6 protein-coding genes are annotated in these 12,309 nt (G+C 60.3%); 4 read left to right on the forward strand and 2 right to left on the reverse strand.

The window, feature by feature from the left end; genetic code table 11:
• Window positions 1–41 precede the first annotated feature (41 nt).
• Window positions 42–2,087 (reverse strand): sensor histidine kinase, encoded by a 2,046-nt coding sequence (locus ACNAZA_RS21270; protein WP_415798488.1) that lies wholly within the window; start codon window positions 2,085–2,087, stop codon window positions 42–44.
• A 126-nt stretch (window positions 2,088–2,213) separates the two neighbouring features.
• Here ACNAZA_RS21270 and ACNAZA_RS21275 point away from each other — a divergent pair, with 126 nt between their 5' ends.
• The 4 genes from ACNAZA_RS21275 (at window position 2,214) to ACNAZA_RS21290 (ending at window position 7,902) form a co-directional block, all read left to right on the forward strand.
• Window positions 2,214–2,903, forward strand: a complete 690-nt coding sequence (locus ACNAZA_RS21275; protein WP_415798490.1) for a response regulator transcription factor — start codon at window positions 2,214–2,216, stop codon at window positions 2,901–2,903.
• A 214-nt stretch (window positions 2,904–3,117) separates the two neighbouring features.
• Window positions 3,118–4,398: a TolC family protein gene (locus tag ACNAZA_RS21280; protein ID WP_415798491.1), complete on the forward strand. Its 1,281-nt coding sequence runs from the start codon at window positions 3,118–3,120 to the stop codon at window positions 4,396–4,398.
• A 6-nt stretch (window positions 4,399–4,404) separates the two neighbouring features.
• Window positions 4,405–6,672 (forward strand): ATP-binding cassette domain-containing protein, encoded by a 2,268-nt coding sequence (locus ACNAZA_RS21285; protein ID WP_415798492.1) that lies wholly within the window; start codon window positions 4,405–4,407, stop codon window positions 6,670–6,672.
• Between the two features lie 3 nt (window positions 6,673–6,675).
• Complete coding sequence (locus ACNAZA_RS21290) at window positions 6,676–7,902, forward strand: HlyD family efflux transporter periplasmic adaptor subunit (protein ID WP_415798493.1); 1,227 nt, start codon at window positions 6,676–6,678, stop codon at window positions 7,900–7,902.
• Between the two features lie 454 nt (window positions 7,903–8,356).
• Here ACNAZA_RS21290 and ACNAZA_RS21295 read toward each other — a convergent pair whose 3' ends face one another.
• Window positions 8,357–12,292, reverse strand: a complete 3,936-nt coding sequence (locus tag ACNAZA_RS21295) for an Ig-like domain-containing protein (protein WP_415798498.1) — start codon at window positions 12,290–12,292, stop codon at window positions 8,357–8,359.
• Between the last annotated feature and the right edge of the window lie 17 nt (window positions 12,293–12,309).

Here is a 12,309-nt window from a genome sequence, read left to right on the forward strand (position 1 = left end):
CGTTCAGCGAGCCTTTGCATCAACCGTTTGCATCCGCCGGTTCATGCGGGAAGACTGATCAGAAAGCCTACCGTCTTTTCCTGCCCCTGATTTTCCAGAACGACCTCGCCGTCATGCAACTCTGCGATCCGGCGAACCAGATACAAGCCTAGCCCTGCCCCTGGCGATTGCTGAGTCTGACGACCACGAAAATACTTTTCAAATAGATAAGGCACTTCATCGGCAGGCACCCCGGCGCCAGGGTTGCGGACTCGAAAAGCAATCCTGTTCTGAGATGGCAGCAGCACCTCCAACTCAAACTGCAAGCCGGAGGCAGTATGACGATCGGCGTTCGCCAACAGATTTCGCACAGCCACCCGCAACAGTTGCAAGTCGCACCACAAACGCTCGGGTACGGCCGCGTCATGCAGTTTTACCCTTTCATCGGGCCAGTCAGCCACCAAATCGGCCAGGAGCTTACGCAACTCATCGCCAGAACACATTCGTGGTTGGAACGGCGCCTGCTCGGTGTTCATGCGGTCCCGGCTCAAATACTCATCGACCAGAGCCACCATACGCTTGGCTGCGTTGCGCAAATTTGTGCAGCGTGCCAGCGTTTTCTCGCGCGCAGCATCAAGATTGCGAGCGATCTGCTGGGCCGTGGTGTTGATGATGGCCAGCGGCGTGAGAAATTCATGCGAAATCATGGCGATGAAGTCAAGCTGTGACTGCCTCGTCCGGCGCTCGGTCTCCAGCGCCGCTCGCAGTTCAAGCTCGAGATATTCTCTTCGCCCGATCTCCTGGCGCAAATCCTCGGTTCGACGAAGCACTTCCTGCTCCAACAGCTCGGTTTGTTGCTCAGCCCAAGTCACCACGCGCTGCTGAGCAGCCTCTTTCTCGCGGCGCATCCTGTCGTAGCCTTCGCTGAGACGCACACTCATCACAACCATGTGTATCAGGGTTCCCAAAGCCGTGGCATTCTGGGTAATCGCCGTGTTGGGCAGCAGCCCCAGATTGCGCAAAAAGGCCACCATCACACCAGCGTAATAGATGCCAAACACCAACAGAAAGACGCGTGCCCGACCATCGTCTCGCGGCAGCATCCAGACAGCCGTCCCAATCATGATCACCATGGCGGTCAAGGCAGCAAGCTGCATCAGCAGCATGCCGGCACCAATCTCGCCCCCAATGACAAGCATTGCAGCAAGCAGCCCTATCGCGGTAAAAAAGACAATCAAGCCCCGACTGAAGCGCGGCATTCTCTGTGCCAGCCCCAGTTGCATGTCGCTGTAGAACACTCCAACAGGCAGGGCCGCGCACAAGACCAGGCTCAGCCAATAATCCGACAGCCATCCCGGCAAACCAAGGGTCTGCTGTGCCAGGCCGGAAGTCAGCCACTCGCTTTGCAAGGCAAGTCCCACATAGACCACATACCAAACATTGACCGCTTCGCGTGTCTTCAGCCAGAACAAAGCGTGGAACAGGATCAGCAGCAGGCCGAAGCCAAGGCCCAGCCCGTAATAAAAGCTTTCGCGCTGCGATTCGGCTCCGTGCAACTCCGGTGTGGCGATGTCCAGGCGCGTCGTCAGCGCATTGCGAGTCTGTACACGCAACAAAAGTGACTCAGGCTCAGCGCTATCCAGTTGCAGCGGCAGCACCGGGCTCCTGGCATCGATAGGCCAAGACCGGCGGTCCTGTTCTTCGCCTGAGCGCTGCACCAACTGCCAATTTCCGTAGCGATCACGCCGATACAAACGGACATCGTCGAGCAACGCACTGCTGAACTTCAGCAGCCACCGCGTCTGAGCCTCTTCGCTGCGTTGCACATTCAGGCGCAGCCAGACCGCATCATCGGTATAACCCAGCTTCACCGAGCCGGGCAGCGCCCGCCACGAAGTCGCTCTGGCCGCCGTATCGGCATCCATCAATCCGCCTGAGTCGCGTAAAAGCGCCAGATAACCACCGGTCGATATACTGCTGGCGGCATCAAGCTGCAGCACAGGCTGAGCACTGGCAGGGGTGCCTGCGGCCAGCAGCAGGGCAGCCAGCAGCGCCCACCACCAGTGCCGAACCAGCCGCGCCATTGGAAACGATATCAGGGTCCACATCGGCGCAGATTATCGGCGTACGCGCGATGCGCGTCAGGAATGCGAAGGCGCCCGTCTGAAGCACAATACCGGTCGGCGCTCAGAATTGCTCAGATTGGCACTTGCCCCGCAACTTACCCTAGACCCATGCTTGATGTGATCTTGCTCGAAGACGAGGCGGTGCTGCGTGACGAGTTGTGTGACTTTCTCAGTGGCTGCGGCTACCGCGTTGACGCCGAGTCCTCGCTGGAGGGTTTTCGCCAGCGCTTTGACCCCGCCCGCCACGCTATTGCCCTGCTCGACTTGGGACTTCCCGATGGCGATGGCCTGAGCTTGATTCAGGAACTGCGTGCACGCGGTGAACAGTTAGGCATCGTGGTGCTCAGCGCGCGCGGCAGTGCACGCGACCGTGTCAGCGGGCTGGATATCGGAGCAGACCACTACCTTCCCAAAACCTCGGATCTGGACGAACTGGCTGCAACCCTCTCAGCGCTGTCCAGGCGCCTGAATGCACCCAACACCAGCCTGGCAGACACCTGGGTGCTGAAGCCTGGACCCCGAAGCTTGCATCCACCAGGAGGGCCGACCATTGCTCTGTCCGAGCAGGACTTAACCGTTTTGCATGAACTAATGCGCCATGCTGGCAGTATCGTTAGTCGCAGACAGATCATTCAAGCACTGGACGAAGACTTTCTCAGCTACGACCAGCGACGACTGGACACCCAGATGCGCCGCCTGCGCCGCAAGGTCGATGAATGCAGTGGACTGACCTTGCCGATCAACACGGCGCGAAATATGGGCTATCGCTTTCACGCGAAGGCTCTCGTCAGCCTCTGAGCCACAAAAGCCCCATAGAAATTCTCCTGCGGCACGCAAACCGGTCGCTCTTGCTCAGAATCACTCAGATTGGCGGCCGTCAATGCGCTTATAACCAGCTGCCAGGCAGCCAACGCACCCTCTCGGGCCATTCATCAATGACTCGATGATCGCGCGCTGCCGAGCGCTCCGTCAGACCGTGTCGCCACACCTACTGGTCGGCTAACGCCCCATCATGCATCGCTCCCTTCTTCTGACCGCAGGCATCGCCTGCTGCCTGGCCTTTTCAGCCTCTGCTCAAGCCATCACCGATTTCCCCTCCGGACTGCCGGCGGCTCTGCGCAGCATGCTGCAGAACCACCCTGCACTGGCTGGCAAGCAAGCACAAGTTCGAGCCAAGGAGTCCGCCGCCGATGGCGCGCGTGCCGCACGTTACCCCACGCTCAGCACCTCGATCGGCACCGGTCAGAATTCAGGCTATAGCGGCGCCAGTACCGCCACGATCAGCGCTAGACAACCCTTATGGGCATTTGGCCGTATCGACAACGCAATCGCCTATGCAGACCAGGACATTCAGGTGCAGCAAGCCGATGCCTGGTTCACCGTGAGGCAGTTGCTGGAAGAAACCGCCGTCAGCTACTCCAATGTACAAGGTGCGCGCGAACGCCTGGCCGTGGCGGAGCAAAGCGTGCTTCGCCATCAGGAATTACAGCAACAAATCCAGCGCCGGGCCACTGGCGGGCTGGCTTCCACGGTGGATGTCAGCATGGCGCAGAGTCGCCTGCTACAAGCCCGAGCTCAGCGCGAGACCGCCGCAGCCGATCTGCGCAATGCAGAGGCTGCGCTGCAGGCGTTGACCCAGTTGACGGTGGCCAGCGATCTGCCAGCGCCTTCCTTCATGGTTGATCTGCCAGGCGACCCGACGATCAGCGAGCAGGTATTGGAACAAAGTGCGCCTGTGCGCCTGCGTGAGGCCATGGTGACGCTGGCCGAAGCCGATGTGCAACGCGCACGTACGGCCACCATGCCTACCGTGCTGCTGGAGGCTGGACGCAATCAGGTCGCAAGGCTGCCCAATCAAACCAGCAGCACCACACTCAACATCGTCATGCAAGCCAGCCTGGAAGGTATGGGCTTGGCCAATCAGGCGCAGCAGCGAGCTGCATTGGAACGCGTAGAAGCCGCGCGCCAGGACTTGGCCCAGCAGCGCCACGAGCAGCAGATCCAGCTGCGCCAGTTGCTGGACCGCCGCGCTTCCGACCAGACCTTGCTGGCCGGTTATGCCGAATCGGTGATGACGCTGGAGAACACCCTGGCATCGTTTCGCCGCCAATACGAATCCGGCTACAAAAGCTGGCTCGACGTGCTCAATGCCGTACGCGAGCTGGCAGACCAGCAAATGCAGCAAGCCCAGGTGCAAGCCAGCTGGCGCGTCAACAGCCTTCGCCTGTCGGCCCGCATGGGTCGGCTGGATGAACCCGGTGCCATGCCGGCAATGCCCTCGCAACCCCGATAAGCTCCAATGAAACCCGTATCCCTGCCCGAACTGCAGGCCCTGCTGGGCAAACTGCGTATCAGTGCCAACACCGCAGAGCTGGCCCAGGCTCACGGCCACACATTGAAAACCCGGGCACAAACCCACCCGTTGGAACAGTTGCGACAACTGCTGAGCGACGCTGGCTTGAAAGACATCCAGGCGGCCATCCTGCCCTGGCGCCGTCTGGATCCGCGCCGGCTACCGGCATTGCTCTGGCTCGAAGAGCAATGGTGGCTTGCCGAGCGTCCGGCTCCTGGGCGGATCACACTGAGCCGTGACGGTGCCGCACCACGCGAATGCACTGAAGACGCCTTGCACGAAGCCGAGGTGCTGTGGTTGCGCGGCCCGACAAGACACAGTAGCGACGATGCACAAGAAGGCCAAGGCAACCCGGCGCTGCGTATGGTCTGGCACGAACTGCTGCGCAGCCGGGGCTGGATTCCACGCGTGGTCATGGCCACGTTGCTGGTAAACCTGCTGGCCATCCCGACCTCCATCTTCGCCATGCAGGTCTACGACCGCGTCGTTCCCACCATGGCCTACGCGACCCTGGCCACGTTGACCGTAGGCATGCTGCTGATGGTAGGCCTGGACTGGCTGCTCAAGACCTTGCGCGCCCATATCCTGGACAGCGTGACCTGCGGCATGGATCAGCGCCTGTCCCAGCGGGTCTATGAACATCTGCTGCGCTTACAGCTCGATCAACAGCCGCGCAGCCTGGGCACGCTGGCCGCGCAGGTCGGCGCACTGGACTCGGTACGGCAGTTTTTTTCCTCCAGCATCATCTTCGCACTGGTGGATTTACCATTTGCGCTGCTCTTCATCGGCCTCATCGCCCTGATCGGCGGCCATATCGGCTGGGTCTATGCAGGCATATTGCCCGTGGCATTGCTGATAGGCCTGTACACCCGGCTGCGCCTGCGTCGGTTGACCCGCCAGCAGATGATGCGCAGCAACGAGCGCCAGGGCCTGCTGGTAGATAGCATTCGGGGCGCGGAAAGCATACGTGCCAGCCATGCTGGCTGGCGTTTCGCCCAGGACTGGCAAAAGCTGAGCCAATCGATTGCCGGCTACAGCATCCAGCAAAAATCTCTGACTCATTTCAGTGCCACTACCACGGCCAGCCTGTCCACGCTGGCCTATGTAGCAGCCATCGTCGTTGGCGTCTGGCAGGTTGAAGCCGGACATCTGACCATGGGCGGCATGATCGCCTGCAGCATCCTGGGCGGGCGCGTCATCGCTCCCATCGCCCAGGGCGTGCAATATCTTGTGCAGTGGCAGCAGGTCAGCGAATCGCTGCAAATGGTCAACGGCCTGCTGAAACTCAACCCCGAGCGCCGCCCTCAGCAGACCTTGCTTCTGCCCGAGCGCCAGCCCGAAACATTGGCCGTGGAGCAGTTGCGCTTTGCCTTCCTCCACTCCCCGCTTCAGCTGCTGAATCTGCCACGTCTCGAATTCAAGTCCGGCGAGCGCGTACTGCTGCTTGGCCCCGTGGGCGGCGGAAAATCCACGCTGCTCAAGGTGCTGGCCGGCCTGTATCGCCCTAGCGAAGGCCGCGTGCGCCTGGGCGATGCCGACCTGTGGGAGATAGACCCCCAGATCGTCAGCACCCAAGTCGGATACCTGCCTCAGAGCGTTCAATTGTTCAAGGGTACGTTGCGCAGCAATCTGGCGCTGTCCGGTGCCGTCAGTGATTCCGCCATGCTTGAAACCGCGCGCGCCCTTGGTCTGGACCAGATCGCGGCGGGCAGCCCGCAAGGCATGGATATGGAAATCAGCGAAGGCGGCGAAGGCCTGTCCGGCGGGCAACGCCAGCTCGTGGGTCTGGCCCGCGTGCTGATGGCGCGTCCCCGCATCTGGCTGCTCGATGAACCCACGGCCTCGTTGGACGGAGATGCTGAGGCGCGCGTCTGGCAGCAGTTGCAGCAGTTGCTGCGCCCCGAAGACATACTCATCGTTTCCACACACCGGCCCATGGCTGCCATGCCTCTGGCCACCCGCGTCATCGTGCTGCAGCAGGGACAAGTCAGCCGCGATGGTCGGCCTGACCAAGTCATGCCAGGTCTGATGGCCCGTGCTGGCGGTGCCCCGATCACTACGCCCGCCACGCCCTCCGCTGCAGCAGCACCTCAGCAACCCTCGGCGCTGCAGTTGCGGCAAGTACGGGTGCAGCCCCAGACCGCGACGCCTGCCCCCACCACCAGCACCCCGGCTGCAACGCCTGACGCCATGGCTGCACAGACGCAGGAGTAATGCATGCCCATAGACCTGTTTGAAGAAGAGAGCGCTGACTCAGCCCGCGTGCAGCGCCTGAAAAACTACCACCAAAGCCGTGCAGCAGCCGGTCTGATCTGGGCCATTGCGCTGGTCCTGCTCGGATTTGTGCTGTGGGCCATGTTTTTCCAGATCGACGAAGTCGCCAAGGCGCGCGGCGAGGTCATTGCCAGCAGCCGGGTGCAAATCATCCAGTCCGTGGACGGCGGCGTGTTGTCCGAACTGAATGTCAGAGAAGGCGATCAGGTGCGCGCCGGCCAACTGCTGGCTAGGCTGGACCCCACGCGGCTGGAAGCGGCCGCGGGCGAAGTCGATGCCCGCATTGCCGGCCTGCAGGCCCGGATTGCCAGACTGCGCGCCGAAGCCATGGGGCTGAGCGCACCGCAGTTCCCGATCCAGACCAGCACCGTTTTGCGCGAGCAGGCTGCCATCGAACGCGCGCTGTTCCTCCAGCGTCGCCAGGGCCTGCAGGAAGACCTGCGCACGTTGCAAACCGCTGTGGATCTGGCTCGCAAGGAGCTGGTGCTGGTCGAAGGGCTGCAGCGCTCCGGTGACGTCAGCACCGCCGAAGCGCTGCGCGCCCAGCGTGGCGTGAACGAAGCCGAGGCCAGACTCATTGGCCGGCGCAACAAATTCCTGGAGGATGCCCGCGCCGACCTGAGCAAAGCCGAGGACGAGCTGAGCCAGGTCAGCCAGTTGAGAACCCGCCGCCGTCAGGAAGTGCATGACAGCATCTTCACCGCTGCCGGCTCCGGCATCGTCAAGAACGTGCGCGTCACCACTCTGGGCGGCGTGTTGCGGGCGGGCGAGGAAATCATGCAGATCGTGCCCCAGGACGACGCACTCATCCTTGAAGCCAAGGTGCTGCCCGCCGACATTGCACGCGTGCGCGTGGGCCTACCAGCCACGGTGCGGCTGGACCCGTTCGACTACACCATCTATGGTTCCGTGCAGGGCGAGGTGACCTATGTCAGCGCCGACACGCTCAAGGAAAACACCCCGCGCGGCGAAGAAATTTACTACCGCGTTCACGTACGCCCACAGGCGCCCAAGCCGGGCCAGCCTGTGGTCAGCAGCACCGGCCGCACGCTGGAAATCCTGCCCGGCATGACCGCTCAGTTGGACATACGCACCGGCGAGCGCACACTGATGAACTATCTACTCAAGCCGCTGAACAAGACGCTCAGCGAGTCCTTCAAGGAACGCTAGATTGCAGAGCACGCAGATGCGTTGTCTCCATTCATGGCAACGCGGCCCCCTGTGCCAATCAAGGCGGTGCGCATGGCTCTGCCGCAGGCGATCCGGATGCGTGGCGCCTAGTCGCAGCAACCATGCCACCCGTATGCCCGTTGGGCTGCACTATCTATCAGGCAGGAGGGTCTCCTGCCTTTTTCATTTCCCCTCACGACTGCAGCTTTGCGCCAACCTCCTTGGCACTTGGTTCAATCGCCTGCTGCCAGAAGGCGCAGCTTGCTCCCTCAACTCTTTGAATCGTTGATCGATCAACGACCTTGGCGCGAGCCATGCCGAACAAAGCAGAGCATGCAGCGAGCGCTCAATGGCATGGAAATACTTATAAAAATAGCGCCCAACGCTTTTCAATAAAGCGTTGGGCGCTATCAAAAAAAATGGCAACGAAATACCGGCGTCGTACAGACTGAAATCAAGCTGGCATGATCGGTACGAAGAAGGTCAGGTGCTCCTCGAAATTAAAGCTCGCACCGACATTGATAGCCAGATCCAGTGTGTTGCTTTCGCCTGGCTTGCTGTACCAAGCGTTTATCCCTTCAACGTTCGCACTCACGCGCAGCGTGGCATCAAAACCGCTCGGGGAATAGTGCCTGACTTCTCTGAAATCGTTGCCTGCAGCGGTTTGCATCCACCAAGGACCATAATTCTGATTCAGTTCCCCCATGTCCAATCCCATGGCCGTGTTGCCGTAAACGGTGCGGTCATCCATGACCACTTGCAGGAAGTCATTGGCGCCCAAACCATTCAGGTCCAACGTGGGGGCAACAGCGCTCATGAACTTCACTGTCCAGATATCGTGATCCAGATTGATGGCATGGCCGCTGCCATCTTGAAGGCCGTTAATCACGGCACTGCCCGTCACGCCATGGAAACCCGGTGTACCTTTGGCGGCCTCGGTGTACTCCCAACCCATGGCGCCCTTGGTCACCAAAGCAGTGTCGCCCTGGCTGAACACCCCATTCGCGTCCTGATCCACATACACGCCATCGCTGTACACCATCAAGGTACGGCTCAAGGGTTCCCCGGCAGTCACCGCAAAATTCAGTGTCGTGCTGTCGCTAATGCCCACATAGCCATTGCCTGCTGCATCCTTGAGCGCTCCACTGTCCACTTCAATGTGGTAACGCGCGCCGGCCCACAAATCGCTGCTCGGGTTGATTGTCACTGTCGCGCCGTTGATGCTGACCTGATTGCTGTCGGTCACATCGATGCTCAGCGACTGGTTCGAATTGTCCTCATTGACGATGCGGATAGAGCCTGTACCCGCCAGCACGGCCTCGGAGAAGGTCAGCACGATATTGGCCCCAGCATCCACGTTGCCCGCTCCATCGGCGGGACTGGCTTCCGTCAGCGTAGGCGCCGTGTCGTCCACATTGTTGATGGCCAGCGTCACCAACTGCTGGCTATGGTTGCCCGCCAAATCGGTAGCCACCACCGTGAAGCTGTAGCTGGCTTTGGTCTCGTAATCCGGATTGCCTGTCAGCGTGACCTGCCCGGTCGCTGAGTCGATGCTGAACGCGGCTGCATCACCGCAGGCCTTCAAGCTGAAAACCACGGTGTGATCGTCGTTGGCCGCTGCGCTGTAGACCACTTGGCCGGCACCGCTGTTCTCGTCGATAGCGGCAGCAACGGTCTCGGAGCTGAAGACAGGATTGTGCGCATCAAGCGTGAACTCCAGGCTAGCGACGCCTGAGGTATTGCCGGCCGCATCGCGCTGGCGCACTTCCACGGCATATGCGCCGTCCACAACGGGTGCCGCATAGGAGGTGCTCCAGTCGCCAAATGCGCCAGAGCCTTCCTTGAGGCGGTACTCCACCACAAAGCCAGAGAGGTTCCCCGCGACGGTCAAGGCTGCGCTGCTGGTAATGCCGTCGCTGCCGTCAGTCCCCGTGTCTTGGCTCAGCGCGACTTGAGGTGTAGGAATAGGCTGCACAACCACGCTATAGGGTGCGGAAGCGATAGAAGTATTGCCTGCGATATCCGTCTGGCTCACGCTCAGCAGATATTCGCCGGGCTCCAGGGACTCGGTCCAGGTAAAAGACCATTTGCCATTCGCATCGGCAGTCGCCTGGCCGATAGGCGTGTTGCTGCCCTGCAATGCAATGGTGATACGAGCATGGGCTTCAGCACCCGAACCGCTCAGTTGGAGATCATGCGAAGCGTAGGTTGAAACAGCGTTGGTCCCCTTGCCGGTGTTGATCTGCTCGTCTGCCAAACGCACGGCAAAAGTCACATCGTTGCGGAAATAGCGGATGGTACCGCCCTGGTCACCCATCAGAAAATCGGCATCACCATCGCCGTCTATGTCCCCAGCTGCAGCAAAGGGAACATTCAACTGCAAATCCTTGAACGGGTTGTTTTCGACCTCCGGGACAAACTCTCCCTGACCGTTGCCTTGATACAACCAGATCTTGTTGTCCTTGCCAAAAACAGCGAAGTCCAGCTTGCCGTCACCATTGAAATCCCCCAGGTACGGGATAGAGAAGCCGGATCCACTGACTCCTTCAAGGCTGTTGAAGGGATTAGCTGCGCCACTGACCTGCGTGAAGACACCATTACCTTCATTGCGCCAAAGCTGAATGGCCTCCCCACTATTCGCCCACTGTCCCACTAGCAGATCTTCGTCACCATCGCCGTCTATATCTCCGGCTGCCAAAAATGCATAACCGGGACGATGGATGCTAGCAAAGGGGTTGTTACTGCCTGTTTGCTCAGTGAATTGCGGTTGGCTGGCGGTTCCTGTGTTCTTGAAATACTTGACCGTTCCTTCGGAACCACCGCTCATGCCACTAGTGACGCCGACCAACATGTCCTGCAAGCCATCACCATCCACATCCAGCAAAGCAGGGAATGAGTAATCGGCGCCTGTCTCACTCCCAGCCATCGGGTCGTTGCCCCCGATAGCCTGCACAAAGCTGCCATCTTCCTGCTGAAAATAGGTGCGAACCAAATTGGGGCGGCTAATCATCCCTACCACCAGATCGAGTCGACCATCACCATTCAGATCGCCCAGCGCTGGAAATGCCCACAGGCCAGTGGATACGCCCGCAAAAGGATTATCCACACCGGTCTGCTGGTTAAGCTGTCCCTCTCCGATCAACTGCTTGGCAACGCTGTCCAGCGTCAAATTCAGTGCCGCACTGGTCGTACTGGTATGGCCTGCACCGTCGGTCAACGTGGCCGTCAAACTCTTGGTGCCATCCCCCCCCAGACTGCTGGTGGCAATGTCCACATAACCAGCCAAAATATCATCCGCCGTCAGGGTTGCGGTACCCACCGGAGTCGATCCGCCCAGAAACACCTTGACCACATCACCTGCAACTGCGGCCGTGGCACCACTGCCTAGCAAAGACACCCGCAGTGTGGGAGCCGAAGCACTGGTAATACCATCATTATCGAAACGCCCGCTATCGCTGCCCGCCAGTAGTTGAAGAGCCGGCGCAGCCGGCGCAGTGGTATCGAGCGTGAACTCCAAGCGTCCGGATTCGGAAACATTGCCGGCTGCATCGAACTGACGCACCTCTACGGTGTAACGACCGTCAACTGTAGGAGCCACATAGTTCGCGGACCAGTCAGCGAAGTCCCCCGAGTCAAGTTTGATACGGTACTCAACCAGTGCTCCCGATTCGGTGCCACTGGTACTGAGCGCCGCATTGCTGGTGACCCCATCAGCACGGCCGGTATCGCTGACAAGACTCAGGGCCGGAGCTGCAGGTGCCTCGGTATCGACTCGATAGGCCGATTCATCCTCCAACGCTGGATGACTCAACAGCGCATGGTTGCCAGCTGCGTCCTTGAGCACGCCGCGATTGAGTTGCAATGCATCGGCAGGTATGGCTATGCCGTCTGCGTCAACATCGCCGGCCTGAACGACATATTGAAAAACCAGGCTGGCCGTTCCGCCGCCGGAGACATAGCCGGCATAGACCGTGTTGCTTCCCAGGTTGAGCGCAATGCGCGGCACGCCGTTCGTGGTATCCACCAGAGTGTCTTCACTCATGGTCACAGTCACATTGACAATATCACCGGCATTCAGCGTGTTGTTCTGCACACCCGTTGCAGCAATGCTGACAGCGCTCACCGTTGGAGGCATCTCCTCCACATCGCCGATCGCCAGCGTCACATTCTTCTCGCTGTGGTTGCCCAGCGCATCGGTGGCTACCACGGTGAATTGATAGCTGGCCTTGGTTTCGTAGTCCGGGCTGTCGGTCAGCGTGACCTTGCCGGTAGCTGCATCAATGCTGAAGGCGGCGGCATCGCCGCCTGCGGCCAGGCTGTAGCTGACCGCATGGGCATCGCTGGCCTGGGCGGTGTAGACCACTTGGCCGGCACCGCTGTTCTCGGCAATCGCCTCTGCGANGNNGC

The organism is Comamonas aquatilis, from assembly GCF_965139575.1.
Classification (GTDB): domain Bacteria; phylum Pseudomonadota; class Gammaproteobacteria; order Burkholderiales; family Burkholderiaceae_C; genus Comamonas; species Comamonas aquatilis.